Below are 26,739 nucleotides of genomic sequence, written 5' to 3'. Positions count from 1 at the left end.
GCCGTGCATCGTCCCCGGGAGGTCGCGCGCCAGGGGTGTGGCCCGGGCGTCGGCGCTGGCCTCAGCGCCCGCGGAAGGCGTTCTGGCCCTGGGTCTTGAACAGCAGGCCCAGCAGGCAGCCCCAGCCCCAGGACAGGTGCATGGTGGGAAGCACGAGGACCAGCGACCGGCGGGTCTGGCCGTCGAGGTTGCCGCCGGTGAGCATGGACGCGACCCACGCGCCGTAGACCACGAAGGGTGACAGTCCGATCGCGGTGAGCCACGCGCCCGTGGCACCCTGCAGGCCGGTGGCGAGGTCGAAGATCACCAGCCCCGCGCCCGCCGCGAGCGCGATCACGAGCGTCGGGGGCACCAGGTACCTCACGGGGCCGCCGCCGCGCAGGCGCCGGATGATCTCCCCGCGCCAGCGCCCGGAGGCGTGGAACTGCTTGGCGACGGCCTTGATGCTCGAGCGCGGCCGGTAGACCACCTCGAGCAGCGGCTCGAACCAGACGGTCCCGCCGGCCTCGATGAGGCGGCGGTTGAGGTCCCAGTCCTCGCCGCGCGACAGGGTCTCGTCGTAGCCGCCCACCGCGAGCACCGCGGCGCGGTCGAAGACGCCCAGGTAGGCGGACTCCGCCGGACCCGCGTCGCCGCCCGTGTGGTAGATCGCGCCGCCCAGGCCGCCGGGGGAGTTGTACGCCCAGGCGACGGCCTTCTCGATCGCGGTGCGGCCGCTCGCGCGCATGCGGCCGCCCACGTTGACCGCGCCCACCTGCCGCATGGTGCGGATCGCGGTGGCGGCGTACTCGGGCGGGAGCACGGAGTGGGCGTCGACGCGCATGACCACGGGGTGCGTGGCCCGCTCGAGCGCGAGGTTCATGCCGCGCGAGATGCCGGAGCCGGGGTTGCGCAGCACCTGGATGCGCGGCTCGGCGGCGGCGAGCTCCGCGGCGATGCGGTCGGTACCGTCGCGCGAGTCGCCCAGCGCGAGGATGAGCTCCCAGTCGTCGAGCCCGGTCTGGCCGGTGACGGAGCGGACCGCCTCGGCCAGGTGCTCCTGCTCGTTCAGGACCGGCATGACGAAACTCGCCGTCATCTGGTCCGACACGGAGCGGCCCCCTTCGCGCGCGATCACTGGCAGTCCGCCCGGCGGCGGGTGGAGTCGAGTCTACGCGTGCGGGGCGGGCCGCCCGACCGTCGGCCGCGGCGCGCCGGGCCTGGGCGCCCGCGCGGGTCCGCCGCGCCGCACTCCGCGGGTCCGCCGCGCGGCGCTCCTCGGGGTGCGCGCCCGGGAACGCTGTTCCGGCACCGGGTGCATGTGCGACTCCCGGGACCAGCGGCCCAGGGGTGGCGCGGTGTTCATCCGTCGTTCACCCGGCCGCCCCGGTTGTTCACCCAGAAGTGTGGCTTTGTTCAAGAGTTGTATAGACAACACGTTTACTGTCGTCGGCGTCGCACGGAAGCGCCGCCGTGGGGCGGCCCCGTGTGGCCCGCCCCCGCGACGCGGGGGTCAGGCACACACCGAAAGGTCCCATCGCAACCATGCGCATGATCGTCAAGGGCATGACCGCCCTCGCCGCGGGTTCCGCGCTCGCCCTGAGCCTCTCCGCCTGCTCGTCCGCCGACGCCAACACGGACGACGCCGCGGCCACCCCGGCCGAGCAGACCGCCACCACCGACGCCGCGTCGACCGACGCCGGCGCGTCGGAGGGCACCTACGCGAAGGACGAGAACACCCTCGTCTTCGGCTTCCTCCCCGACGAGGCCGCGGCCGGCGACACCTGGGAGCCCGAGGTCGAGTACCTCGAGGCCATCACCGGCAAGACCATCGAGATCAAGGAGACCACCTCCTACGCCGCCCTCATCGAGGCCGCCATCGCGGACCAGATCGACATCGCGGCCTTCTCGGGCTTCACCTACGTCCAGGCCACCAACCAGGGTGCCGAGATCACCCCGACCGGCGCGCTCGACACCGAGTTCGCCGGCGAGCCGGGCTACTACTCCACCGCGATCGTCCCCGCCGACTCGGAGATCGAGTCCGTCGAGGAGTTCGCCGGCAAGGACATCTGCTTCGTCAACGAGTCCTCCACCTCGGGCTTCCTGTTCCCCAACTTCATGCTGTCGCAGTACGACATCGCGCTGTCGGACGTCAACGCGATCTACGCCGGTGGCCACGACATCTCCGCCCAGAAGGTCGCCCAGGGCGAGGAGTGCGTCGGCGGCTTCGCGCAGCTGGCCACCGTCGAGGAGACCGGCCCCGCCGCCGGCCTGTTCGAGAAGGACGACCTGAAGGTCATCCAGAAGGAGATGGTCCCCGGCCCGCCGTTCGTCTACGCGAACCACCTCCCGCAGGAGGTCAAGGACATCCTGGCCGAGAAGCTGTCGACCGTGTCGCTCGAGGACATCAAGGCCGAGGGCATCGAGACCAACGAGAACTTCGAGACGTTCTGGGGCGCCGGTCTGCTCCCCGTCGACGACGAGTACTTCGACTCGATCCGCGAGCTCTGCGAGAACCTCCCCGAGGTCGAGAAGTGCCAGGCCTGATCGTCTGACGATCGGCCGATAGCGCGCCGGCGCGTCCAGTCCTCCTCACGACTGGACGCGCCGGCGCCGCGCCATTTCCCTGCATCCCCACGACACGCAGGTGCCGGCCGCGCCCGGTGCCACCACAGAAGGAGAAGCCTCATGGCCGACCACGGCACCGCGGTGATCCGCACCCGCGAGCTCGTCAAGCAGTTCGACACGACCACCGCGCTCAACGGCGTCACGGTGGACATCACGCCCGGCGAGGTCGTGGTGCTCCTGGGCCTGTCCGGCTCGGGCAAGTCCACGCTCCTGCGCCACTTCAACGGGCTCGAGGCCGCCACGTCCGGCTCGGTCGAGGTCCTGGGCCAGGACCTGTCGACGCTCGGGGGCCGCGGCCTGCGCGGCCTGCGCCGCCGCGTCAGCATGGTCTTCCAGCAGTTCGAGCTGGTGGGCCCGCTGTCGGTGCTCGAGAACGTGTGCTCGGGCGCCCTGGGCAGCCTCCGCGGCCCGCGCCTGGGCCTGCTGACCTACCCCACGGCCGTCCGCCGCCGCGCGCTCGACAACCTCGAGCGCGTCGGGCTCGGCGACCGCGCCTTCCAGCGCGCCGACACCCTTTCCGGCGGCCAGCAGCAGCGCGTCGCGATCGCCCGCGCGCTCATGCAGGACCCGGAGATCCTCCTCGCCGACGAGCCCGTCGCCTCGCTCGACCCCGAGTCCGCCACGACCGTCATGGCCCTGATCCGCGAGATCGCGCGCGAGCGCGAGCTCACCGTCGTCTGCTCGCTCCACCAGGTCGAGCTCGCGCTCGAGTGGGGCGACCGCCTGCTGGGCCTGCGCGCCGGCGAGTTGGTCCTCGAGACCTCCACGCAGGGCCTCACCAAGGAGCGCGTCATGGCGATCTACCGCTCCGTCGCGACCGACGAGGCCCAGGTGCGCGAGCTGCGCGCCGAGCTCTCCGCCCAGGACGCCGCCCAGCAGCTCGTCCACGCGGACGGGACCATCTGATGCCCGCCCCCGCCCTCGACGCCGGCGCGCCGGCCGACGCCGGCTCCGCGCGAAGCATCCGCCCGCCGTTCGACCTCGAGAAGACGTCGCTCGGCGTCGTCCTCGTGGCGCTGGCCGCCGTCTCCGTGTGGTCGCTCGGTCACCTCGAGATGGGCGCGCTGTTCGGCGAGCGGGCCCGCGACAACATCGTGGGCTTCATGGGCCGCGCGATGCCCATCGAGTTCCCGCCCGTCGGGGAGGTTGCCTCCGGCGTGCTCGTCACCCTGGCGATCGTCATCGCCGGCACCGCGCTGTCCTCGGCGCTGTCCGCCCCGATCGCGTTCTGGGCCGCGCGCAACACCACGCCCCACCCGGTGGTGCGCAACCTCGCCCGCGGCGTCGGCGTGCTGTCGCGCTCGATCCCCGAGATCGTCTTCGTCATCGTCCTCATCTCGGTGATGCACCTGGGCCCGCTTCCCGCGGTCGTGGGCTTCGGCCTCCACTCGATCGGCATGATCTCCAAGCTGTACGCCGACGCGATCGAGCAGATCGACGAGGGCCCCGTGCTCGCCATTCGCGCCGCCGGCGGCTCGCGATTCCAGCAGAACGTCACGGGCGTCCTGCCGCAGGTCGCGCCCTCCTGGATCGCCACCTCGCTGCACCGCCTCGACATCAACCTGCGCGGCTCCGTGCTGCTGGGCTGGGTGAACGTCAAGGGCATCGGCTACGACATGCACCACTACCAGGAGATGTCGCACTGGGGCATGGTGATCGGCATCGCGATCATCTTCTTCGTGATGTGCGTGCTCATGGAGATCGTCTCCTCGACCATCCGCGGCGCGATCCTCAAGACCGAGCCCACCGGCCGCGGCCTGGGCGCCCGCCTCGCCCGCCGCGCCGCCGCCCGTCGCGCCGCCCGCGCGGGGGAGGGCGCCGAGCCCGCCGCAGCATCGTCCACCACCACCGCCACCGCCGACCGCCCGGCCGTGCCCGGCCGCACCCTGCCGCCGATGCGCGGCAGCCGCCTGACCACCACGCTCGGCGGACTCGCGGCCGTCGCGATCGTCGTGTGGTCGTGGGCGTACCCCGGCATCAACTGGGCCGACATGATCGACGTGTGGACCAAGCTGCCCGACCGCCTGTCCAACATGTTCCCGCTCAGCCTGGGCTCCAAGAGCTGGGAGGACGTGGGTGGCATGATCGGCGAGACGGTGCTCATCGCGCTCGCGGCCACGCTCATCGGCCTGGTGCTGTCGCTCGTCATCGGCTCGCTCGCCGCCCGCAACGTGGCCCCGAACGCCGCGGTGCGCGCGGTGTGCCGCGGCCTGCTCGTGGGCATCCGCGGCATCCCGGAGCTCATCATGGCGATCATCTTCATCGTCATGATCGGCATGGGCCCGGCGCCGGGCGCGCTCGCGCTCGGCATCGCCGGCGTGGGCCTGCTGGGCAAGCTCATCGCCGACTCGATGGAGGAGGTCGCCCCCGGCCCCGAGGTCGCCGCCCGTGCAGCCGGCGCCACGCGCCTCCAGGTCTACGCGACCGCGACCCTGCCGCAGGCGGCGCCCGCGATCTTCGGCCACCTCTTCTACCTGATCGACCACAACGTCCGCTCGTCCACGGTGCTGGGCATCGTGGGCGGCGGCGGCGTGGGCTTCTGGCTGTTCAACGCCGTGCGCCTGTCGCAGTACGACGTGGTGCTCACCATCACCGTGCTCGTCGTCGCCGTGGTCCTCACGGTCGAGCTCGTCTCGATGTGGGTGCGCCGGGTCATCTCCTAGCCCCGCGCGGCCCTGGCGGCGGTCCCTCCTCCGGAGGGGCCGCCGTCTTTGGCTTGCCCGGGGACGATGCGGGGGCCGGGTGGGGTGCGGGTGCGCGCGGAGGCGCGCCAGGGCCGCGCTGGGGCGCTAGACGTGGACGCCGACGAGGGTGCCGATGCCGTACGTGACGGCCATCGCGATCGAGCCGCCCGTGATGTTGCGGATGACGGCGCGGCGGGCGCCCGCGTAGCCCAGGCGCGCCGACAGGTGCCCGGTGCCGCCCAGGGCGATCACCACCATGAGGAACAGCGCCGGCACCTTGAACGGGAGCGGCACCAGCAGCGCCGTGAGCAGGGGGGCGATGCCGCCCAGGGTGAAGGCGCCGAGCGACGCGATGGCCGCGTGCCACGGGTTCACGAGCTCGTCGGGGTCGATGCCCAGGTGGGCGCGCGCGTGGGCGGCGATCGGATCGTGCGCCGTCTGCTCGATCGCGGCCTGGCGGGCGGTCGACTCCGACATGCCCGTCTCCATGTGGATGCGGGCGAGCTGATCGAGCTCCCACTCGGGGCGGTCCTCGTGCCAGCGGCGCTCGCGCTCGAGCTGGGCCTTCTCCGCGTCGCGCTGGGTGGAGACGGAGACGTACTCGCCCACGCCCATCGACAGCGCGCCGGCCGCGATGCCCGCGAAGCCGGCCGTGAAGATGTACCCGAACTCGGGCTTCGCCGCCGCCACGCCCACGAGCAGCGCGGCGATGGAGACGATGCCGTCGTTGGCGCCCAGCACGCCGGCGCGCAGCGCGTTGAGGCGCGCGCCCAGGTGCTTCTCCTCGACGTGCTCGGGGTCGGTCGAGGTGGGGTCCAGATCGGTCATATGTCCAGGTTAGGCGCGTGTTCGCGACCCCGCTAGGAAGGTTGCCCTTGCCTAAAATGCCTGCTATCCGGTTAAGGGCGCCCTAAATCGGACGGCTGCGAGGGGCTTTGCCGGTCAGGCGCGCTCGCCCATGACGCCGGTGCCGATCCTCACCATCGTCGCGCCCTCGGCGATCGCCCACTCGAGATCCGTCGACATCCCCATCGACAGCTCCCACGCCGCGGACAGGGGAAGCGTGCCCGCCTCGGAGCGGATGAGCGCGGTGTCGCGGATGCCGCGCAGCGTCCGGTAGCCGGCGCGCACGTCCTCCTCGACCTGCGACTTCAGGCCGATGGTCATGAAGCCCGTCACGGCGAGCGCGGGCAGGGCCTGGACCGCCCGGGCGAGGGCCAGTGCATCGTCCGGGGAGACCCCGGCCTTCGAGTCCTCGCCCGACACGTTGACCTGGATCATGACGTCGAGGTCGCGCTCGGCCTCGACGCACAGGCGCGACAGGCGCTCGGCGAGGGCGAGCGAGTCGACGGACTGCACGCACTCCGCGAAGCGCACGGCGGTCGCGGCCTTGTTGCGCTGGAGCTGGCCGATCACGTGGACGCGCGCCTCCGCCTCCGCGAGCGCCGGGCCCTTCTCCTCGAGCTCTTGCATGCGGCTCTCGCCCACCACCTGCGCGCCGGCACGGACCGCGGCGAGCGCCGCGGCGGTGTCCCACGACTTGGTTGCGACGAGCACGCGTACCCCGGCGCCGGCGCGTCCGCAGGCGGCCTCGGCGACGTGGACGCGCGCCTTGACGTCCGCGAGCGCGGCGGCGTGGTCCCAGCCGGCGGGGGAGGGGGAGAGGTCCACTCAGTTCTCCTTCGTGAGGGGTGCGAGGGCGGCGCTCGTGGCCGCGATGAGGTCCGCGGGCGCGAGGCCGATGTCCAGCCCGCGCCGCCCGCCCGAGACGTACACGGTGTCCCACAGCTCGACGGTCTCGTCGAGGAGCGTGGGGTGCGCGGTCCGCTGGCCCAGCGGGGAGATCCCGCCGACCACGTAGCCCGTGGCGCGCTCGGCATCGTGGGGGGATGCCATCTCCGCCTTCTTGGCTCCGCACGCGCGGGCGAGGGCCTTGAGGTCGAGCTGGCCGCTCACCGGCACGATCGCGACGACGAGGCGGCCGTCCACGTGCGCGCACAGGGTCTTGAACACCTGGTCGGGCTCGACGCCCAGCGCGGCCGCGGCCTCGAGCCCGTAGCTGAGGTCCGAGGACGGATCGTGCTCGTACGGGTGCAGGGTGTGGGGCACGCCGGCCTCGAGCAGGGCGTGGACGGCGGGCGTCGAGCCGCCGGCGGCGTGCTTGCGGGACATGCGGACCATTCTTGCGCAGGTAGCGCGGGGCGCTGCGGCATGGGGTTCTCCGGAGCGGGGCCCCCGCCGCGCTCCGTGGGCTGGTGACGTCCCGCCGTCCGGTGAGACCCGTCGCCCCGCCGCGGTGTGCGGGTGACGGTTGCGCGGCGCTAGGCGAAGTTCGCGGCAAGTGGGCAGGTGCTCCCGCCGCGGTGTGCGGGTGTTGGTTCCTCGGCGCTAGCCGAATTCATGCACTTTGGGCGCGCCCCTGAGGCCCGCCCAAAGTGCATGAATTCGGCTAGCGTGCCGCATGCACACCCGGGGTGCCGCGGTGCTGGGCGCTTGCCTCGGCGGCGGCGCGGCGGCGTGGCAGCGCAGGCGGCGCGGCGGCGCGGCGGCGTGGCAGCCCAGGGGGCGCGGCGGCGCGGCTGCGTGGCGGTGCAGGAGGCTCGGGGTCGGGCGCGCTCAGGCGACGGCGGTCGACTCGGCGGAGGGGGAGCGGCTCAAGCGCCGCGGTCCCCAGACGGCCACGATCGCGATCGCGACCGCCACCTGGACCGCGAAGCCCGTCCAGCGCCCGCCCGCGGTGGTCCAGTACGGCACGGTCGCGCCCACGATGTTGGCGACCGCGTGGAACACGATCGCGACCGAGACGGCCCCGCGCGTGTTGGCGAAGAGCCACGTGTAGAAGACGGCGAGCACCATCTGCTGCAGCACGAACTCGTGGATCGGGATCGCGGCCTGCACCGTGCCGTCGATGAAGTGCAGGGGGAGGTGCCACAGGCCCCAGACCGCCCCCAGGATGAGGCTCGCCGCGAGCGCGCCGTGACGCTCCATCATGGGCGCGAGGGCGTAGCCGCGCCAGCCGTACTCCTCGGGCGCCGCATTCATCACGAGGATGAGCAGGAAGGTGGGGACGATCGCCACCGGCGCGATGCCCTGGTCCCACTCGATGTCCTGTCCGGTCACGGTCATCACCCCGACCGTGGCGAGCGCGATGCCCGGCATGAGCAGCACGGTGGGCACGAGCCAGCGCTTGTCGAAGTCCCTGCTCCAGCCGCGGCGCAGCAGCGCCCTGACCGCGGGCCCGCCGCCGGCCCGGCGGGTGAGCCACGCCGCCGCCACGAACGGGCCGAACGGGCCCAGGATGCCGAGCAGCCCCACGGCGTCGGGGAGGTCGACCACGCCGACCGAGTCGAGCGCCTGCGGCAGCCACGCCAGCCACGAGACGGCGAACGCGACGACGAAGAACGTGACGAGCGTCCGGAAGGAGATGCCCCTGTGGGTGTGCCGGCCCATGGTTCCCGACCCTAGCGGAGCACGATGCGCCGCGCCCGGGGTCCCGGTCGGGCCGCCTCCGGCGCGGCTAGCGTGGGCGAGGGGCCGCGCCGGGCCGCGCGGGGGCCGAGGCCGACGGCGAGAACGCCGCGTCGTCCCGCCCGCAATGCCCCAGCATCGTCCCGAGGTCCCCACCAAGGAGCGCCGCCCGTCATGACCGTCACCATCCTGACCGCGCGCCTGGTGCGCACCATGGACGACGCCGTCCCGACCGCCACGGCCGTCGCGATCCGCGGCGACCGGATCCTGGCCGTGGGCACGGGCGAGGGCCTCGCCGCGACGTATCCCGGCGCGGTGGTCGACGGCCGCTACGCGGACGCGGTGCTGACGCCCGGGTTCGTCGAGGCGCATTCGCACATGGGGCTCGGCGCGCTGCTGGGGCCGCACTACCTGGGGTTCTTCCCGCGGACGGCTCCCGACGGCGCTCCGCGTCCCGGCGCGCAGAGCTTCGACGAGGTGCTCGCCGCGCTGCGCGCGTGGGACGCCGAGCTCGCGCCGGAGGAGCCCCTCCTCGCGCACGGGCTCGACATGCTCGCCCACCCCGGCGCGGCACTGAACCGCCACGTGCTCGACGCGGTGAGCACGACCCGGCCGATCCTGGTGGTGCACCAGTCGCTGCACGTGGCGACGGCGAACTCGGCGCTGCTCGAGGCCCTCGGCTGGCACGCGGGCACCGACGCCACCGGCGTGGTCCACGGCGAGGACGCGCTCCCCACCGGCGAGCTCCACGAGCTGGTCGCGATGACGCCCGCGCTCGAGGCGCTGGGCGTCCACGCGTTCGGCGGCTCGACCGCGGCGGGCATGCTCGACCTCGCCCACGACGCGCGCAACCACGGCTGCACCACCGCCACCGACCTGGCGAACACCGACCTGCTGCGCCCCGGCGGCCTCGACACGCTCCTCGAGGTCACCGCGCGCGACGATTTCCCGCTGCGCGTGGTGCCGGCGACGTTCGGCGCGCCCACCCGCTCCGCGGAGGAGGCCGCGCAGGTGGCCGCGCTGGTGGCGTCGAGCCAGGGGAGCGCGACCTCCAAGCTCCACCTGGGCACCGTGAAGCTCATGCTCGACGGGTCGATCCAGCAGTTCACTGCCCGCCTCCAGGAGCCCGGCTACCTGGGCGGTGAGGGCCCGGGCGTGTGGAGCACGGACCCCGACCTGTTCCGCGAGCAGTTCCACGCCTTCCACGCCGCGGGGCTGAACATCCACGTCCACGCCAACGGCGACGAGGCCACGGAGCTGGTGCTCGACGCCGTCGAGGAGGCGCTGGCCCGCACCCCGCGGTGGAACCATCGGCACACGGTCACGCACTCGCAGCTGTCCACCCGCGCGCAGTACCGGCGCATGGCCGAGCTGGGAGTCTGCGCCAACATCTTCAGCAATCACATCTGGTACTGGGGCGACCAGCACATCGACGCGACGGTGGGCCCGGACCGGGTGCTGCGCATGTGCGCCGCCCGCACCGCGATCGACGCGGGCGTCACCATCGCCTTCCACTGCGACACCCCGGTGACGCCGCTCGACCCGCTGGCCACGGCGTCCTACGCCGTCGAGCGCCGCACGCCTACGGGCCGCTCCTGGGGCGAGGCCGAGGCGGTCACGGTGAAGGAGGCGCTCGAGGCGATCACCATCGGGCCGGCGTACCAGCTCAAGCTCGACCACCTCCTCGGCTCGATCGTGCCGGGCAAGTACGCGGACTTCGCCGTGCTGGACCTCGACCCGCTCGTCGTCGCGGAGCCCCGCGAGCTGCGCGAGATCGCGGTGGTGGGCACGGTCGTGGGCGGCGCCCACTTCCGGGCGCCCGCCGCCGGGCCCGCCGGGCCCGCCTGACCCGCCGCTCCCAACCGAGCGGGAAGGTGAGGTCCGCACTCTTGGGCCCCGCGCATCGTCCCGGGACAATGGTCCTGGCGCCGATGGCCCCGCCGCCCATACGGTCGGGAGTATCGGGGTCGCGACGGGGCGGCCGCTGACCCAACGGAGGGGAAGCGCGATGCGCAGGCTGCTCATTCTCGGAGCCGGCACGGCGGGCACGATCGCGGCCAACAAGCTGCGGCGGATGCTCGATGCGGACGAGTGGGACATCACGATCGTCGACCAACGGGGCGCGCACTACTACCAGCCCGCGTTCCTGTTCATCCCGTTCGGCAGGTACCGGCCGGACAAGGCGCGCAAGAAGGCCTCGTCGTTCATCCCGGAGGGCGTCACCCGCGTCCAGGGCGTGATCGACCGCGTCGACGCGGAGGCTCGCACGGTCGCGCTCGAGGACGGCGCCGAGCTGCCCTACGACTACCTCATCATCGCGACCGGCACGTCCCCGCATCCCGAGGAGACCCCCGGCATGGAGGACGACTGGCACGGTGCCGTCCACTCCTTCTACACGTTCGACGATGCGGTGGCCCTGCGCCGGGCGCTCGCGGGCTTCACCGGCGGTCGCCTGGTGGTGCACATCTCGGAGATGCCCATCAAGTGCCCGGTGGCGCCGCTCGAGTTCACGCTCCTCGCGGACGACTTCTTCCGTCGGCGGGGCCTGCGCGACAAGGTCGAGATCACGTTCGTCACGCCGCTGTCGGGGGCGTTCACCAAGCCCGTGGCCGCGGCCGCGTTCGGGGACATGCTCGATTCGCGCGGCATCGCCGTCGAGCCCGACTTCATGGTGGAGAGCATCGACCCGGAGGCCCGCACCGTGGTCTCCTTCGACGAGCGCGAGGTGCCCTACGACCTGTTCGTGACCGTCCCGGTGAACAAGGGCGCCGGGTTCGTGGGCCGCTCGGGCCTGGGCGACGAGCTCGACTTCGTGCCCGTCGACCACCACACCCTGCGTCACGCGGGCCACCCGGAGATCTTCGCGCTCGGCGACGCCGCCGCCGTCCCCACCTCCAAGGCCGGCGCCGTCGCGCACTTCGAGCTCGACGTGTTCCCGGAGAACTTTGTGCGCATCATCGCGGGCGAGGAGCCCCAGGAGCGCTTCGACGGCCACGCCACGTGCTTCATCGAGTCGGGGGGCGGCAAGGCCATGCTCATCGACTTCAACTACGACACCGAGCCGTTGCCGGGAATGTTCCCGGTGCCGACGGTGGGCCCGCTGCCGCTGCTCAAGGAGTCCCGGTTCAACCACTGGGGCAAGCTCGCGTTCGAGCCCATCTACTGGTCGATGCTCCTGCCCGGCCACCCCCTGCCCCTACCCGCTCAGATGTCGATGCGCGGCAAGCGCGTCCCAGCCAAGGAGGAGACATGAGCACCACCACACTCGCCGGACGCGAGGTCCACGTCGACGCCGAGGGCTTCCTCACCGAGTACGACGAATGGGACGAGGAACTCGCCCAGCAGCTCGCGGACCAGATCGGCGTCGAGATGACCCCGGAGCACTGGGACGTCATCCGCTTCCTGCGCGCGGACTACGCGGAGACCGGCCAGACCGCGACCACCCGCCGCGTCAACGCCGTGGGCGGCTTCCCCGTGAAGAAGCAGTTCGCGCTGTTCCCCAAGAAGCCGGGCAAGAAGATGTCCTACATCGCCGGCCTGCCCAAGCCCGCCGGCTGCGTCTAGGGAGGCGCGTCATGACCGACATGCAGACCCAGCCGGCCGTCGTTCCCGACTTCGGCGACGACGACGAGACCGACCGCAAGCTCGTCATCATCTGCTCCAAGGGCAACCTCGACATGGCCTACCCGGGCCTGGTGCTCGCCAACTCCGCGCTGGGCGAGGGCATCCAGGTGGAGCTGTTCTTCACCTTCTGGGGCTTCGACATGATCACCACGAAGCGCCAGACGAAGCTGAAGTTCACGCCCGTGGGCAACACCGCGATGCACCTGCCCACCGGCGGGCGCATGCCGCAGTGGCTGTCGCCCTTCCCCGGCATGACCTGGGTCGCGACCAAGATGATGAAGAAGCAGATCGACGACCTGGGGGTGCCGCCGGTCGACGAGTTCCTCGATCAGATCGTCGCCTCCGGCGGACGGCTGTGGGCGTGCAAGATGAGCGCGGACATGCAGAAGGTCACCATGGACGACCTGCGCGACGACGTCGAGGGCATCATCACCGCCGCGGACTTCATGGACCTGTCGGAGGGCGCGCAGACGCTGTTCATCTAGCCGTCCGCGCGCGGCCGCGCCTCGTGGATGGTGGCGGTCGTGGGGAGGTCTTCCCCGCCGCGCCAGCCCCCGGGGAGCTCGAACAGGGCGAGCATGAGCTGGACCGGGTACGTCAGGGCCTGCGCGGTCCGGTGGACCCACACGCCGTCGACCGTGATGCGCACGCCCGAGCGGTACCACTCGCAGCCGTGTGCGTGCGGCTGCGTCGCGTCCATCGGCAGGGCGACGTCGGCCGCGTCGGTCTCGAGCCGCCGGCCGTGGGGGCTTGATGCCGGTACGGACGGTGGACGATGCGGCGCTCACGGGCGGGCGGAGGCCAGGCGCGGCCTAGCGCGGCGGTGCCGTGGAGTCGCGGACCACCAGATGGGTGGACAGCTCGACGCGCTTCGTGGCCAGGGTCGCGCCCCTGGCCAGGCGCTGAATGGTGGCGACGGCGGTGCGGCCGATGTCCGCGATCGGCTGGTGCACGGTAGTCAGGGGAGGCGCGCTCATCTGCGCGAGCAGGGTGTCGTCGAATCCCACCACGCTGAGGTCGTCCGGGACGCTCAGGCCCGCCCGGCGCGCGGCCTCGAGGACGCCCATCGCGGTGGTGTCGCTGCCCGCGAAGATCGCCGTGGGTCGTCGAGCGCCGTCGAGGATGGTGGTCGCTGCCGCGAGGCCGTGAGCGAACGTGTACGCGCCCTGGGGCACCTCGTCGATGTCCGCTGCGAACCCGGCCTCCGCCATGGCCGCCATCCAGCCGTGGGCGCGCACGATGTCGCAGCGCGCGCCGGGCGGTCCGCCGACGTACCTGATGCGTTCGTGCCCCAGTTCGATGAGGTGCTGGGTCGCCGCGTAGGCGCCGGCCCAGTTGGTCGCGCCGATGCTCGGCGTGGACGTGCGGGGCAGGTCGATGGGGTCGACCAGGACCATGGGGATCCCCGCCTTCCCCAGCGCGCGCTCGCGGTCTGCCGAGTAGCGGCTGGTGACCTCGATGACCCCGGCGCGGCCGGCGCGCGCGATGTCCTGGGCCCACGCGACGGGCCGGGCCTCGGCCACCGCGTCGATGCTGCGGAGCACGATCGCCGCGCCGAGGTCCGCCGCGGCTTCCATCGCGCCGCCGAGGAAGGTCGACAGGTAGGGGTTGGAGACGTCGCGGGGATCGACGACCAGGTCGATGCTGCTCTCGCCAGCGGCGTGCAGGGTTCCCTGGCGCTCGCCGAGGCTGACGTAGCCGAGGTTGTCGATCGCCGCCTCCACGCGCTCCCGGGTGGCGGCTCCGACGCCGGCGCGGCCGTTGATGACCTTCGACACGGTCGCGATAGATACGTCGGCTGCGGCGGCGACGCTCGCGAGAGTGGTGCGCGCGCCACCGAAGGCGGCAGCCGGTCTCTGCGTGGCCTGCCGGTCGGCGTCCTCGGTCGTCATGGTCTCCTCGGCTCCGTTGGCGGTGTGCGACGGATTCAAGGTAACAGCGGCGAAAGGTTTTCGTCCAGGGTGGGTGTCTTGCGACGCGCTGACGGGGACGACGCTGGCGCTGGCCGCGTGTGAGGGGTGGAGTATGACGATTCGCCCCGCTATTCGCGTCGGGCAATAGCGAAAGATTTTCTAAGTCGTACGAAAACCTTGCGAGTCGTCGACGTGGGGCGGATGCTGATGTCAGACGCCAGCGATTCACGACACCCCGGCGGGCGTCTCACAACGGTGTGAAAGGTGAAGCAATGAAGCTCAACACGTACAGGAAGCCGCTGATCGCCCTCGCGGCCGGCTCGCTGGTCGCGACGCTCGCGGCGTGCGGCGGCGGCGCCCAGCCGTCCGGCAGCGCCTCCGGCGACTCCGATGACGGCGGTTCGACCGCCAGCGGCCCGGCCTCGGCCTGGGCGCTGACCGGCGGCAGCGAGGCGGTGTTCCAGACCCAGTTCGACGACTGGAACGCCGCCCACCCCGACTCGCCCATCGAGGTCGAGTGGTTCGCGAACGACGCGTACAAGGAGAAGATCCGCACCGCGGTGGGCTCGGGCAACGCGCCGACCCTCATCTTCTCGTGGGCCGGGGGCACGCTGGCGGACTACGTCCGCAATGGCGCGGTCGCGGACATCACGGACGAGGTCGCCCCCCTGCTCGAGAACATCATCCCGTCGGTCGCGGCGAACGGCCAGATCGACGGCAAGACCTATGCGGTGCCCAACAACCAGGTCCAGCCGGTCATCCTCTACTACAACAAGGAGGTCTTCGAGGAGGCGGGCGTCGAACTTCCGACCACTTACGAGGAGCTCCTCGACGTGGTCGCCACGCTCTCCGACCAGGGCGTCATCCCGATCTCGCTCGCGGGCGCCAGCGTGTGGCCCGAGCTCATGTACATCCAGTACCTGACCGACCGCATCGGCGGCCCCGAGGTCTTCCAGGCGGTGCTCGACGGCGAGGCCGACGCGTGGTCCGACCCGGCGATCACCGAGGCGCTCACCAAGATCCAGGAGCTGGTGGACGCCGGCGCGTTCGGCGACGGGTTCGGATCCACGGTCGCGGACGGCGGCGCCGACACCGCACTCGTGTGGACCGGCAAGGCCGCGATGGTGCTCCAGGGCGGCTGGGTCTACCCGGACTTCCTGAACAACGCCCCCGAGTTCGTCGAGGGCGGCAGCCTGGGCTACGCCAACTTCCCGGCCGTGGACGGCGGCACCGGCGACCCCGCGAACATCGTGGGCAACCCGGCGAACTTCTGGTCGGTGTCCACCTCGTCGAGCGCCGAGGCGCAGGAGTCGGCCACCAACTTCCTGGTCGACAACAACCTGTCCGACGAGGCCGTCGACGAGTTCCTGTCGGTGGGCACCGTGCCGCCGCTGCTCGGGCTCGAGGACAAGATCGCGGCGTCCGACGACGCGGAGTACCTGACCTTCGTCTACGACATGGTCAAGGACGCCCCGCACTTCCAGCTCTCGTGGGACCAGGCCCTGCCGCCCGCGCAGGCGCAGGAGCTCCTGTCGAATCTCAGCCAGATCTTCCTCGGCGAGATCACCCCTGAGCAGTTCGTCGAGAACATGAACGCCACGCTCTGATCATGAGCACCGTCACCACCGAGCCGGGCGTCGCCACCGCGCGACGCCCGGCCCCGGGCCGCGGCAAGGGCTCCCGCGGCGGCCCCTCGTTCTGGTTCGCCACGCCCGCGCTGGCCTTCTTCGGCCTGTTCGCGCTCGTGCCGCTCGTCGGCGTGGTGGTCCTCTCGCTGATGAACTGGGACGGCCTCGGCACCCCGACCTGGGCCGGCCTCGACAACTGGATCCGCACGTTCCAGGATCCCGTCACGCGGAACGCGTTCGTCCTCACGCTCCAGCTCACCGCACTGAGCTGGCTGATCCAGGCGCCGATCTCGCTGCTGCTCGGCGTGTTCATGGCGGGGCGTCAGCGCTACCGCGCACTGCTGTCCGTGCTGTACTTCCTCCCGCTGCTCTTCTCCGCCGCGGCCGTTGCGATCGCCTACAAGTCCCTGCTGGACCCCAACTTCGGCATCGGCTCCGCGCTCGGCGCCGACTGGCTGTCGCGGGACTGGCTCGGCGACCCGGACCTCGCGTTCTTCGTGGTCGTGTGGGTGATCGCGTGGTCGTTCATCCCGTTCCACTCGCTCCTGTACCAGTCCGGGGTCCGCCAGATCCCGCTGAGCATGTACGAGGCCGCGAGGCTCGACGGCGCGTCCACGGTCCGCCAGTTCCTCAGCATCACGCTGCCGCAGCTCAAGTACACGATCATCACCTCGTCGACGCTCATGATCGTCGGCTCGCTGACCTACTTCGACCTGATCTTCGTGCTCACCAACGGCGGGCCGGGCAACGCGACGCGCGTGCTGCCGCTCGACATGTACCTCAAGGGCTTCCGCAGCTACGACATGGGTGGAGCCAGCGTGGTCGCCGTGATCCTGGTCTTCCTGGGCCTCACCATCTCCCTCCTGCTCAACCGACTCTCCGGCGCGCACCGCATGGAGAGCCAGATGGAAGGCGTGTGACATGCGCACCGCTCGCACCCGACCCAACGTCCTGGGCGCCATCGGCGGCTGGCTGTGGCTGGCCGCGGTCATCGTCCCGATCTACTTCATCGTCGTCACGAGTCTGCGCCCCCAGAGCGACTACTTCGCGGAGAACCCGCTGTCGATCCCGTCGAACCCGACGCTCGACGCGTACCGCACCGTCATCGAGAACGAGTTCATGCTCTACTTCGCGAACTCGGTCATCGTGACGCTTGCCGCCACGGCGCTGACGCTCGCAACGTCCCTGATGGCCGCCTACGTCGTGGTGCGGAACAGGACCGCGCTCACCCGGCGGACCTTCCAGCTCTTCCTGCTCGGCATCGCGATCCCGCTGCAGGCGACGATCATCCCCGTCTACTACCTGATCGTCCGCATGGGCCTGTACGACACCTTGTGGGCGCTGATCCTGCCGTCCGCGGCGTTCGCGATCCCGCTCACCGTGCTCATCCTCGCGAACTTCCTTCGCGACGTGCCCAACGAGCTGTTCGAGGCCATGACCGTCGACGGGTCCGGCCCGTGGCGCACCCTCTGGAGCCTGGTGCTGCCGATGACGCGTCCGGCGATCGTCACGGTCGGCATCTACGACGCGCTGATGGTGTGGAACGGCTTCCTGTTTCCCCTGGTCCTGACGCAGAGCGCCGAGACGCGCGTGCTGCCCCTGTCGCTGTGGTCCTACCAGGGCGAGTTCTCCGTCAACGTGCCCGCGGTGCTGGCCGCCGTGGTCCTGTCCGTCCTTCCCATCCTCGCCGCCTACATCGTGGGCCGTCGCCAGCTCGTGTCCGGCCTCACCGCCGGCTTCGGCAAGTGACGCGGCCCTCACAGGAGCGCACCATGCATGACACCACCCAGCCGTGGCTCGACCTGTCCCTCGAGCCTTCAGCACGCGCCGCGGCGCTGCTGTCGGAGATGACCCTGGCGGAGAAGCTCGCCCAGCTCGGCAGCTACTGGCCCCGGCCGGAGGAGCCCGAGGGCGGCGGCGACGTCGCGCCGATGGAGGACGCCTTCGAGGCGGGCCGGCGCCCCTTCGACGCGGCCATCGTGCACGGCCTGGGGCAACTGACCCGGGTCTTCGGCAGCGCGCCCGTCGAGCCCGCCGAGGGCATCGCCGAGCTGCGCCGCATGCAGGACGCGATCCGCGCGTCGTCCCGCTTCGGCATCCCGGCCATCGCCCACGAGGAGTGCCTCACCGGCTTCACCACCTACCGTGCGAGCGTCTTCCCTGCCGCGATCGCGTGGGGCGCCACGTTCGACCCCGACGCCGTGGGGCGGATGGCTGCGGGCATCGGCCGCGACATGCGCGCGGTCGGCGTCCACCAGGGGCTCTCCCCGCTGCTCGACGTGGTCCGCGACTACCGGTGGGGTCGGGTCGAGGAGACGATAGGCGAGGACCCCTATCTGGTCGGCACGCTGGGCACCGCCTACGTTCGAGGTCTGCAGTCGGCCGGGATCATCGCGACGCTCAAGCACTTCGCGGGCTACCCCGCGTCGAAGGCGGGGCGCAATCACGCGCCGGTCACCATCGGCCCGCGCGAGTTCACCGACGTGATCCTCGCCCCCTTCGAGATGGCGGTGCGCGAGGGCGGGGCCGGGTCCGTCATGAACTCGTACTCCGACGTCGACGGTCAGCCGGCCGCGGCCTCGCCGCAGCTCCTCACGCATGTCCTGCGCGAGCGCTGGGGCTTCGAGGGCACCGTGGTCTCCGACTACTGGGCCGTCGCGTTCCTCGACATGATGCACCGCGTCAGCCCCGACCGGGCCCGATCGGGGGCGCTCGCGCTGACCGCGGGCATCGACGTCGAGCTGCCCGAGACCGACGCGTACGGGCGGCTGGCGCCGCTGGTCGAGGCGGGCGAGCTCGACGAGTCGCTCGTCGACCGTGCCGTCCTCCGCGTCCTCGGCCAGAAGATCGCGGCAGGCCTGCTCGACCCCGACTGGCGCGCCGTCCCGGACGAGACGGGCTCCGGAGCGGCCGTCGACCTGGACACGCCCGCCAACCGTGCGATCGCGCGCGAGCTCGCCGAGAAGTCGGTCACGTTGCTGCGCAACGACGGGATCCTGCCGCTCGACGACGCGCCGCACGCCATCGCGGTCGTGGGCCCCAGCGCGGGGGAGCCGCGGACCTTCCTCGGCTGCTACTCGTTCCCCATGCACGTGCTCGCGCGCTACACCGACGAGGGGACGGGCGTCGAGGTGAGGTCGCTCGTCGACGGGCTACGGGAGGCGTTCTCCGCCGCGTCGCTGGTCCACGAGCTCGGTGTGCCGATCGTGGAGCCCGACCGTTCCGGCATCCCGGCGGCCGTCGAAGCGGCGCGGAACGCCGACGTGGCGATCGTGGCGGTGGGCGACCTGGCCAGCCTGTTCGGTCGCGGCACCTCCGGCGAGGGCTGCGACGTCGAGGAACTCACCCTGCCGGGCGCGCAGGCGGATCTGGTCGACGCGGTGCTCGAGACCGGAACCCCGGTGATCCTCGTCGTGGTGTCGGGGCGGCCGTACGCCCTCGGGGCGGTCGCCGACCGGTGCGCCGCGGTGGTCCAGGCGTTCATGCCGGGGGAGGAGGGCGGCGGCGCGATCGCGCGCGTGCTCGCCGGGCTCGTCAATCCCTCGGGACGCCTGCCCGTCGGCATCCCCCGCACCCCTGGAGGCCAGCCGGGCACCTACCTGGCGCCGCCGCTCGGCCGCGCCAGCGCCGGCATCTCGAATCTCGACCCGTCGCCGCTGTACCCGTTCGGGCACGGCCTGTCGTACACGACCTTCGCGCACGAGGACATGCGCGTGTCCGCGCCGGAGCTCGCGACCGACGGCTCGATCGAGGTGAGCGTCCGCGTGACGAACACGGGCGACCGCGCGGGCGACGACGTGGTCCAGCTCTACCTGAGCGACCACGTCGCGCAGGTGACGCGGCCGGTGCGCGCGCTCATCGGATACCGGCGAGTCTCCCTGGAGCCGGGCGCGAGCGCGACGGTGACCTTCGAGGTCGACGCCGAGAGGACGGCCTTCACCGGCATCGACCTCACGCGCATCGTCGAGCCCGGCGACATCACGTTCTCCGTCGGACGCTCCGTCGAGGACGTCACCGCCCACGCCGACGTCGCCATCGTCGGACCGCTCCGCACCGTCGCGTCGCCTGTGCTGGTGACGCCCACCCGGGTCGAGTCCGCCTAGACCCCGCAGCCGTCCCCGCGGAGCGGCCCCGCCGAAAGCGCGCTCGGCCCGGTCGCCCCGCGGGGCGCATGCGCGGCGCCCCGCCGCGCATGAACCCCCACCCAGGAGGAAAACGCGATGACGCGTCAACATCCACGCCGGACGACCACGGCCGCGGCCGCGATCGGCTCGGCAGCCGCGCTCACCCTGTCGATGGCCGTCAGCGCCTCGGCGTACACCCCGAGCCCCGACACCGTCCTCACGCCGGACAACCTCGAGACCTGCAACAAGTTCCCGTGCGTGCTGTATCCCAAGTCGACCCAGCTGCCGAGCGGACGCATCGTGCTGGCGTTCGAGGACAGCCGAGGGGCCGTCGACGGTCAGGACATCCCGATCTACACGAGCGACGACAACGGCGACACGTGGCAACCGCTGGCCGAGGTCGCACCGCCGGCGGAGCTGTCGTCCGACCCGGATGTCGACAAGTACGTCAGCAACTGGACCAACCCCTACCTGTTCGTCATGCCCGAGACCGTCGGCGACCTCGCGGAGGGCACCCTGCTGCTCTCGACGGTGGTGTCCGGGGAGGACGAGTGGTTCAACGAGCGCAAGGCCGCCGACCCCAGCTGGCTTCCCGACGGCGACGGCGACCGCCGCGACCTTGCGATCTCCCTGTACTCGAGCACGGACGAGGGTGCGACGTGGGAGTTCGAGGACATCATCGCCACCGGAGGCTGGCAGGGAGGCAGCGCCGGCCGACCGTGGATCCACTCCGACGCCAACGCCTACGACCAGATCGACCCCGTATGGGAGCCGCACCTCGACGTCCACGACGGCAAGCTCGTGGCCTGGTACTCCGACGAGAACGACTACCTCGGGTACGACCCGGACACCTACGTGCCGATCCTCGACCCTGACAACGACACCGCGCCCGACTCCGGAGGGCAGATCCTGGTCCACAGGACCTGGGACGGCACCGCCGGATCCGAGTGGAGCGAGCCCGTTGTGGACGTCGCCGGCCTGACCGAGACCCGCGCCGGCGACGGCGTCGAGGTGATCGGCGGCGGCCGGCCCGGCATGATCACCCACGCCGCGACGACCGACGGCAAGTGGATCCAGACCTTCGAGTACTTCGGAGGCGGCTGGAACACCCGGATGAAGATCTGCGACGACCTGCTCAAGTGCGATCCGAGCGACCTCGGCAAGACCGCTCCCGGCGTCGCCGGCGGCAGCCCCGTGCTGCTCGGTCTCCCGGACGGCAGGATCGTCTACAACGACGCCGACCGCGGCGAGATCATGGTCAACGAGTCTGGGCTGAGCACCGAGGAGGCCCCGGCCCCGTACGGCGGCGGGGGCTGGAAGTCCTACCTGACGACGGTCGACGCGGGCTACAGCCGCAATCTGCAGTACGTCGAGGAGACCGGGCAGCTGCTCGTCATCCAGGCGTCATGGACCGCACCCGGCACCGCGAGCCCGATCACGTTCGCGCACGTCGACATCGGCTACTCGGCCGGTCCGTACTTCTCGATCGTCAACCGCAAGACCGGGCAGGTGATCAGCACCGAGGCGGACAAGACCCAGGATGCGATCTTCACCGGCGACCAGCCGGACATCGTCACCTGGGACGACAACCCCGCCAACGACACCCAGCGGTGGCACGTGGTCCCCAACGGCGACGGGACCGTGTCGTTCCTCAACAAGGCGGGCGGGCGAGCGCTGGGGGTGTGGACCGGCAACGTGACGCAGGGCCAGAACCAGGCGCAATGGGTCCACAACGGCGGCACCGACCAGAAGTGGAACCTGATCCCCACGGACGACGGCTACTTCAGGATCCAGTCCGCACAGGACACGGACCTGTACCTGTCCGGATGGAACGCCTACTCGCGCACCGACGTGTGGACGCTGCTCGAGGGCGACGACGTCCACGCGGAGGAGTGGCGGTTCGAGCAGGCCATCACCGGGTTCGAGGACCCGATCGACCCGGCCACGCTGAACACCGTCAAGGCGGGAAGCGCCGTGCCGCTGAAGTTCAACGCCTGGGCCGTCGACGAGTCCGGACCCGTGAAGATCACGGACGTCTCGCAGGTCTCGGTCACGGGCGTCGAGTACCCGTCGTGCTCCGAACGGGAGGGCGGATCAGCCGTCCCGATGACCGGCGCGGGCAAGTCCACGCTCAAGTTCTCGGACGGCGCCTTCCAGCTCAACTGGACGACGCCCAAGGCGGGCGCGGGGACCTGCTTCGGGGTCACCGCGACCACGGCGGACGGCACGTCGGTCTCGGCCGACGTCGAGCTCCGCTGAGCCGTGAGTCGCGCGGTCGGTGGCATCTGCCGCCGGCCGCGCGGCCCGGTCAGGCGCCGGCCGACCCGCGGATGGCCTCGAGCACCTCGAGGATCCGCGCGCGCAGGTCCTGGCCGCGCGCCATGATCTCGCGCTGCCGGACCACGTAGGCGCGCTTGCCGTCGGCCGTCTCGACCGGGATCGGGTCCAGCCCGAACGGTGCGACGTCGTAGGGCGACGCCTGCATGTCCAGGGCGCGCGCGTCGAGCGCGAGCGTGAAGGCCTCGAGCGTGAGGTCGGAGGGGACCGCGGGCGCGAGCTTGGCGCACCACTTGTACAGGTCCATGGTCGCGTGGAGGCAGCCGGGCTGCTCGGTCGCGGCCTGGGTCTCGCGAGTGGGCCGCAACTGGTTGAGCGGCGCCGCCTCCGGCGTGAAGAAGCGGAAGGCGTCGCAATGGGTGCACGCGAGACGATGCGACTCGACCACCGCATCGGTCCCGGCCTGGCCCAGGCGCAGGGGGAGGGGGTGGCGGCGGTCGTCGCCCGCGCGGTAGACCATCGCCCACTCGTGCAGGCCGAAGCAGCCCAGCCACGGGTCGCGCCGCGCGGTCGCGCGCAGCAGCACCGCGACGCCGCGCACGTCGCGGCCCCGGGCCGCGAGGAAGGCGTCGACGTCGACCGCGGTGACCCCCGCATCGTCCCTGTAGAAGCGCCAGGTGGAGCGCTCGCCCGCGTCCTCGAGCGCGACGCCCGCGCCGGGGTGCCAGCGGCGCAGGCGCGACGGTCGGATGCCGTAGTAGTCGAACAGGAAGTCCTCGAGCGCGTGGCGCTCCCCTAGCCCCCGGCGCTCGCGGTGACCCGCGGTGAGCGCGTCGACGGCGGCGGCGTGGGCCTGGGCGCGCGCGGTCCACTCCGAATGGGAGAGCAGGGTGGGGGAGAGGGCCGTCACGTGGTCCATTGTCGCCGCGGCGGCCGCGACCTGCGCTACCGCCCGCCCGCTGCGGCGACGGTCACGCACCACCCGTGCGGCGCAAGGCTCACCGACGCGCCGTCATGCGCGCCGCTGCCGGGGGAGGCCGCGATGGCCTGCCCCGCGACGGGGCCGATGACCTGGTCGGCGTCGCTCGTCGACAGCGCCACGGTCAACGACCGGCCGTCCGCGCGGCACCGGTACACGATGTGCTCGTTCCCGACGCTCGGCACGTCGACGCGCGCCGCGTGCAGCCAGGGATGCCGGCGCCGCAGGCCGATCAGGTCCCGATGCAGTGCGAAGGCAGGCGCCCCGGCGGGGTCGAGCTCGGAGGGGAGGGCGGGGAACGCGGGACGCACCGCGTCGTCGCCCCCCGCACGGTCCTCCTTGACTCCGAGGAAGGCCTGCTCGTCGCCGGCGTACACGGCGGGCGTCCCGGGCAGGGTGGCCAGGAGCAGCACCGCGTGCTCGAGGTGTCGCGGGTCGTCGAGCCTCGAGGCGATGCGGGTGACGTCGTGGTTGCCCACGAAGGTGAAGGGGCTGAAGGTGGCGAGCATCGCGTCGTGACGGCCGAGAGCGTGGGCGAGCTCGTGGAAGTTGCCATCGTTGAGGCTCGACCACGCCGCCTTCCAGAGCTCGTACTGGGTGATCGAGTCCAGGCCCGCGTCGCGGACGAACGCCGCGTAGTCGCCGTGGATCACCTCGCCCATGAGGTAGGCCTCGGGGTGGGTCTCGCGGACCCGCGCGCAGACGTCGGCCCAGAACGCGGCGGGAACGGCGTACGCGGCGTCGAGGCGCCACCCGTCCGCCCCGCGGTCGAGCCAGTGCCGCATCACCTCGACCACGTGGTCCGCGACCTCGGGTGAGGCGTGGTCGAGCGCGACGAGTGCGCGGTGGCCCTCGAAGTCGTCGTACTCGGGCTCGATCCCCGGCCGCCAGGCGTCCGCGCCGCCCGGCCAGCGCAGACGGAACCAGGGCGCGGTCGGCGCCGACGGGCCCTGCGCGAGCACCGAGGCGAAGGCGGGGTGCGCGCGGCCCACGTGGTTGAAGACGCCATCGAGCATCACCCGGACTCCGCGGGCGTGGGCGGCCGCGACGAGCGCGTCGAAGTCCGCGTCCGTGCCGAGCCGCCGGTCGATCGCGAGGTGGTCGACGGTGTCGTATCCGTGGGTCTCGGACTCGAAGACGGGCCCCAGGAGCAGGCCGGAGGCGCCGAGCTCCAGAAGATGGTCGAGCCAGTCGATCAGCTGCGGCAGGCGGTGGTGCGCGGGTGCGTGGGCGGGCAGCCCGGCGCGCTCGGCGCCGGTGAACCCGAGCGGGTAGACGTGCCACCAGATCGCCTGGGCGACCCAGTCGGGCTCGCGGCCGGTCGCGGCGTTCACTGGACCGGCTGACGTTGCCGCTCGACCTCGGCGAGCAGGGTCCGGAGCTGCTCGAACGAGGTGCGCAGCGTCGGATAGTAGAACGTTCTGCGGCCCTCGCGCCGCTCGCTGAGCAGGCCCGCCTCGCGGAGGATGCGCAGGTGGTGCGAGGTGGCCGGCCGCGACAGCCCGATCTGCTCGGACACCTCGCGGACCGTGAGGTTCGGGTTCTCGCTCAGCGCGACCACGATGTCCTGGCGGTGCCTGTCCCCGAACGCGACGAACAGCTCGCGGGACTCGTCGAACAGCGCGCGAAGGTCGGGGCGGGGGTCGCTCATGGGCCCACGCTAGCCCTACGGTAATGGTTCGGCAAGTTGGACCATAGGTGATATGGTCGAAGATGTTGGACCATATGGTGGTCACCGCGGGACTCCCCGGTGGGCCACGCGACAGCAAGGAAAGGGCCGCGCATGGGCAAGATGAAGAAGGTGTCCTACACCCCGGACAGCCTGGTGAGCTTCGACCGCGAGTGGAATCTCCACCGGGGCTGCAGCGAGTGGTGGTACTGCACCGGCATCGTCGACACGGCAGGCGGGCACCGCTTCACCTACCAGTTCACCCTCGTGAGCATGGGGGCCGTCCCGCTGGTCACGCCGAAGCTCCTCCAGGCGGCGCTGACCGACATGGTCACCGGCGAGCACCACTACCTGCAGGACGCGAGCCTGACCGGTCGCAAGGCGACGCTGACCGACGAGCGCCTCGCCTACGCGGATCGCTTCGAGCTCAAGCGCGGCCCCGACGGGTTCACGGTGAAGATCAACCACAAGGACTTCGCGATCGACGTCAGCCTTGGGTGGGGCAAGGGTGCCTTCTGGCACTGCGACGGCGGCAAGCTCTACATGGGTGTCGAGGGCGACGAGAAGGCGACGACCTACTACTACTCGTACCCCAACATGCCCACGACCGGGACGCTCACCTTCAAGGGGAAGCGGCAGCGGATCACGGGCAAGACGTGGTTCGACAAGCAGGGCGGCAACTACCCGCTCACCGCGCGCGAGTCGCAGTGGGAGTGGATGTCGCTGCGGTTCCACGACGGCGAGGAGATGATGCTGTTCGCCTTCCCCCACATGGGCTACGCCGACGGCACCTACATCACGGCGGATGGCCGTAGCGAGCGCCTCAACGACTACACGCTCACCACCACGCGCACGATCATGCACTCCGGCAAGAGGTGGTCCGCCGGCTGGAACCTGGTGGTCCCCGGCAAGAAGGAGGAGCGGTACACGATCGCGCCGATCTTCGACGGCAACATCAACCTCAGCTACTTCGAGGAGCTCTGCTCCGTGCGGAACGAGGCGGGCGAGGAGGTCGCGCTCGCGTTCGTCGAGCTGCTGCCGGGCGTGCTCAACGAGGACAACAAGGGCGGGAGCGCGTCGCTCCTCAAGGGCGTCGAGTTCTAGTCGGGGCCGTTGGGCTCGAGCAGGGAGATGAACGCCTCGATGCGGGCGGGCATATCGATCTGGGGGTCCATGAGCCAGCGGGTCTGCAGCCCGTCGGCAAGGGCCAGCAGCATGTCCGCCACGGCCTCGGGGTCGAGGTCGGCTCGCAGGCGGCCGGCGTCGCGCAGCAGGGAGACCAGGTGCGCGACGCCGGCGGTCGAGCCCGCGTAGCGCGCGATGAAGTAGTCGTGGGCCGCGTGGTCGGGGTCGGTCGCCTCGGCCGCGAGCCGTGCGTACAGCTGGATCAGGCCGGGCACCTCGACGTTGTGGCGGATGGGGGCGACGAGCGTCCGCAGCGTGATCCCCGCGCGATCGAGGGTCTCGAGATCCAGCGACTCGAGCTCGCGCACCTCCAGGTCCGACCCTGCGGCCGTCTCGGCGCGGTCCAGGGTGTCGCGTCTGCGCAGCACCTCGACGAACAGCTCCTCCTTCGATTCGAAGTAGTGGAGCACGCCCGCCTTGCTGAGGCCCACCGCCTGGGCGATCTCCTGGAGCGACGCTCCCGAGAACCCGTTGGCCGCGATGATCTCGAGGGCGGACGCGAGGATCTCCTCGCGCTTCGCCACGCCCTTCGCGTAGGTGCCTCGCTGAGTCATGGCTCGAGTCTAGGGGCTCCGGGTCGA

The 26,739-nt window shown here is 71.6% G+C and carries 24 protein-coding genes; 13 read left to right on the top strand and 11 right to left on the bottom strand.

Annotated features, from left to right (window positions below):
- Nucleotides 1-61: 61 nt before the first annotated feature.
- Complete coding sequence (locus AOM03_RS05110) at nucleotides 62-1,060, bottom strand: glycosyltransferase family 2 protein (RefSeq protein WP_162197264.1); 999 nt, start codon at nucleotides 1,058-1,060, stop codon at nucleotides 62-64.
- A 464-nt stretch (nucleotides 1,061-1,524) separates the two neighbouring features.
- Between AOM03_RS05110 and phnD the strand changes: the two genes are divergently transcribed.
- The 3 genes from phnD (at nucleotide 1,525) to phnE (ending at nucleotide 5,270) form a co-directional block, all read left to right on the top strand.
- On the top strand, nucleotides 1,525-2,526 hold the full coding sequence (gene phnD / locus AOM03_RS05105; RefSeq protein WP_082092123.1) for a phosphate/phosphite/phosphonate ABC transporter substrate-binding protein: 1,002 nt from the start codon (nucleotides 1,525-1,527) through the stop codon (nucleotides 2,524-2,526).
- A 141-nt stretch (nucleotides 2,527-2,667) separates the two neighbouring features.
- Nucleotides 2,668-3,513, top strand: coding sequence for a phosphonate ABC transporter ATP-binding protein (phnC, locus tag AOM03_RS05100; RefSeq protein WP_062378792.1), 846 nt, complete (start codon nucleotides 2,668-2,670; stop codon nucleotides 3,511-3,513).
- A complete protein-coding gene (phnE, locus tag AOM03_RS05095) occupies nucleotides 3,513-5,270 on the top strand; it encodes a phosphonate ABC transporter, permease protein PhnE (protein ID WP_062378790.1) in 1,758 nt (585 codons plus the stop codon). Before phnC ends, phnE begins: the two co-directional genes overlap by 1 nt.
- 126 nt (nucleotides 5,271-5,396) lie before the next feature.
- Here phnE and AOM03_RS05090 read toward each other — a convergent pair whose 3' ends face one another.
- The 4 genes from AOM03_RS05090 to AOM03_RS05075 all read right to left on the bottom strand — a co-directional run bounded on the left by AOM03_RS05090 (nucleotide 5,397) and on the right by AOM03_RS05075 (nucleotide 8,741).
- Entirely contained in the window at nucleotides 5,397-6,119 is a 723-nt protein-coding gene (locus AOM03_RS05090) for a VIT1/CCC1 transporter family protein (RefSeq protein WP_062378787.1), read from the bottom strand.
- Between the two features lie 114 nt (nucleotides 6,120-6,233).
- A complete protein-coding gene (locus tag AOM03_RS05085) occupies nucleotides 6,234-6,962 on the bottom strand; it encodes a YggS family pyridoxal phosphate-dependent enzyme (RefSeq protein WP_062378785.1) in 729 nt (242 codons plus the stop codon).
- Entirely contained in the window at nucleotides 6,963-7,463 is a 501-nt protein-coding gene (gene ybaK / locus AOM03_RS05080; RefSeq protein ID WP_156157618.1) for a Cys-tRNA(Pro) deacylase, read from the bottom strand. It lies immediately after the preceding gene.
- A 444-nt stretch (nucleotides 7,464-7,907) separates the two neighbouring features.
- A complete protein-coding gene (locus AOM03_RS05075) occupies nucleotides 7,908-8,741 on the bottom strand; it encodes a CPBP family intramembrane glutamic endopeptidase (RefSeq protein ID WP_062378780.1) in 834 nt (277 codons plus the stop codon).
- A 192-nt stretch (nucleotides 8,742-8,933) separates the two neighbouring features.
- Here AOM03_RS05075 and AOM03_RS05070 point away from each other — a divergent pair, with 192 nt between their 5' ends.
- From AOM03_RS05070 to AOM03_RS05055, 4 genes are all read left to right on the top strand, one after another.
- On the top strand, nucleotides 8,934-10,607 hold the full coding sequence (locus AOM03_RS05070) for an amidohydrolase (protein ID WP_062378777.1): 1,674 nt from the start codon (nucleotides 8,934-8,936) through the stop codon (nucleotides 10,605-10,607).
- A gap of 160 nt (nucleotides 10,608-10,767) precedes the next feature.
- Nucleotides 10,768-12,012, top strand: coding sequence for a type III sulfide quinone reductase, selenoprotein subtype (gene sqr / locus AOM03_RS05065; RefSeq protein ID WP_062378775.1), 1,245 nt, complete (start codon nucleotides 10,768-10,770; stop codon nucleotides 12,010-12,012).
- Nucleotides 12,009-12,323, top strand: coding sequence for a TusE/DsrC/DsvC family sulfur relay protein (locus AOM03_RS05060; RefSeq protein WP_062378772.1), 315 nt, complete (start codon nucleotides 12,009-12,011; stop codon nucleotides 12,321-12,323). The genes sqr and AOM03_RS05060 overlap by 4 nt, the downstream gene beginning before the upstream one ends.
- An 11-nt stretch (nucleotides 12,324-12,334) precedes the next feature.
- Nucleotides 12,335-12,868, top strand: coding sequence for a DsrE/DsrF/DrsH-like family protein (locus tag AOM03_RS05055; RefSeq protein WP_062378769.1), 534 nt, complete (start codon nucleotides 12,335-12,337; stop codon nucleotides 12,866-12,868).
- Here AOM03_RS05055 and AOM03_RS05050 read toward each other — a convergent pair.
- A complete protein-coding gene (locus AOM03_RS05050; protein WP_062378767.1) occupies nucleotides 12,865-13,083 on the bottom strand; it encodes a LamG domain-containing protein in 219 nt (72 codons plus the stop codon). The genes AOM03_RS05055 and AOM03_RS05050 overlap by 4 nt on opposite strands.
- A 112-nt stretch (nucleotides 13,084-13,195) precedes the next feature.
- Entirely contained in the window at nucleotides 13,196-14,275 is a 1,080-nt protein-coding gene (locus AOM03_RS05045; protein WP_062378765.1) for a LacI family DNA-binding transcriptional regulator, read from the bottom strand.
- A gap of 293 nt (nucleotides 14,276-14,568) precedes the next feature.
- Here AOM03_RS05045 and AOM03_RS05040 point away from each other — a divergent pair, with 293 nt between their 5' ends.
- The 5 genes from AOM03_RS05040 (at nucleotide 14,569) to AOM03_RS05020 (ending at nucleotide 22,307) form a co-directional block, all read left to right on the top strand.
- Complete coding sequence (locus AOM03_RS05040) at nucleotides 14,569-15,903, top strand: extracellular solute-binding protein (RefSeq protein WP_062378763.1); 1,335 nt, start codon at nucleotides 14,569-14,571, stop codon at nucleotides 15,901-15,903.
- Nucleotides 15,904-15,905: 2 nt separating this feature from the next.
- The gene (locus tag AOM03_RS05035) at nucleotides 15,906-16,844 is read left to right on the top strand and encodes a carbohydrate ABC transporter permease (RefSeq protein ID WP_156157616.1); all 939 of its coding nucleotides are present in this window, start codon (nucleotides 15,906-15,908) and stop codon (nucleotides 16,842-16,844) included.
- A 1-nt stretch (nucleotide 16,845) separates the two neighbouring features.
- A complete protein-coding gene (locus AOM03_RS05030; protein WP_062378760.1) occupies nucleotides 16,846-17,673 on the top strand; it encodes a carbohydrate ABC transporter permease in 828 nt (275 codons plus the stop codon).
- 23 nt (nucleotides 17,674-17,696) lie between these two features.
- Nucleotides 17,697-20,027: a beta-xylosidase/alpha-l-arabinosidase gene (locus AOM03_RS05025; RefSeq protein WP_062378758.1), complete on the top strand. Its 2,331-nt coding sequence runs from the start codon at nucleotides 17,697-17,699 to the stop codon at nucleotides 20,025-20,027.
- Nucleotides 20,028-20,144: 117 nt separating this feature from the next.
- The gene (locus AOM03_RS05020; protein ID WP_082092121.1) at nucleotides 20,145-22,307 is read left to right on the top strand and encodes a PxKF domain-containing protein; all 2,163 of its coding nucleotides are present in this window, start codon (nucleotides 20,145-20,147) and stop codon (nucleotides 22,305-22,307) included.
- Between the two features lie 49 nt (nucleotides 22,308-22,356).
- Here the strand turns inward: AOM03_RS05020 and AOM03_RS05015 are convergent, their stop codons facing one another.
- From AOM03_RS05015 to AOM03_RS05005, 3 genes are read right to left on the bottom strand one after another with little or no spacing between them, the layout of a single operon-like run.
- Entirely contained in the window at nucleotides 22,357-23,244 is an 888-nt protein-coding gene (locus AOM03_RS05015) for a hypothetical protein (RefSeq protein WP_062379222.1), read from the bottom strand.
- 26 nt (nucleotides 23,245-23,270) lie between these two features.
- On the bottom strand, nucleotides 23,271-24,638 hold the full coding sequence (locus tag AOM03_RS05010) for an alpha-amylase family glycosyl hydrolase (RefSeq protein ID WP_062378756.1): 1,368 nt from the start codon (nucleotides 24,636-24,638) through the stop codon (nucleotides 23,271-23,273).
- Nucleotides 24,635-24,955 (bottom strand): ArsR/SmtB family transcription factor, encoded by a 321-nt coding sequence (locus AOM03_RS05005; protein ID WP_062378754.1) that lies wholly within the window; start codon nucleotides 24,953-24,955, stop codon nucleotides 24,635-24,637. Before AOM03_RS05005 ends, AOM03_RS05010 begins: the two co-directional genes overlap by 4 nt.
- Before the next feature lie 132 nt (nucleotides 24,956-25,087).
- Here AOM03_RS05005 and AOM03_RS05000 point away from each other — a divergent pair, with 132 nt between their 5' ends.
- Nucleotides 25,088-26,077: a lipocalin-like domain-containing protein gene (locus tag AOM03_RS05000; protein ID WP_062378751.1), complete on the top strand. Its 990-nt coding sequence runs from the start codon at nucleotides 25,088-25,090 to the stop codon at nucleotides 26,075-26,077.
- On the opposite strand, the gene AOM03_RS04995 is transcribed toward AOM03_RS05000, so the two are convergent.
- Nucleotides 26,074-26,712 (bottom strand): TetR/AcrR family transcriptional regulator, encoded by a 639-nt coding sequence (locus AOM03_RS04995; protein WP_062378749.1) that lies wholly within the window; start codon nucleotides 26,710-26,712, stop codon nucleotides 26,074-26,076. The genes AOM03_RS05000 and AOM03_RS04995 overlap by 4 nt on opposite strands.
- Between the last annotated feature and the right edge of the window lie 27 nt (nucleotides 26,713-26,739).

It is taken from the genome of Demequina pelophila (assembly GCF_000971175.1).
In the GTDB taxonomy this organism is placed as follows: domain Bacteria; phylum Actinomycetota; class Actinomycetes; order Actinomycetales; family Demequinaceae; genus Demequina; species Demequina pelophila.
The sequence above is the reverse complement of the archived record's forward strand: the minus strand, read 5'-3'. Positions and strand labels throughout refer to the sequence as shown.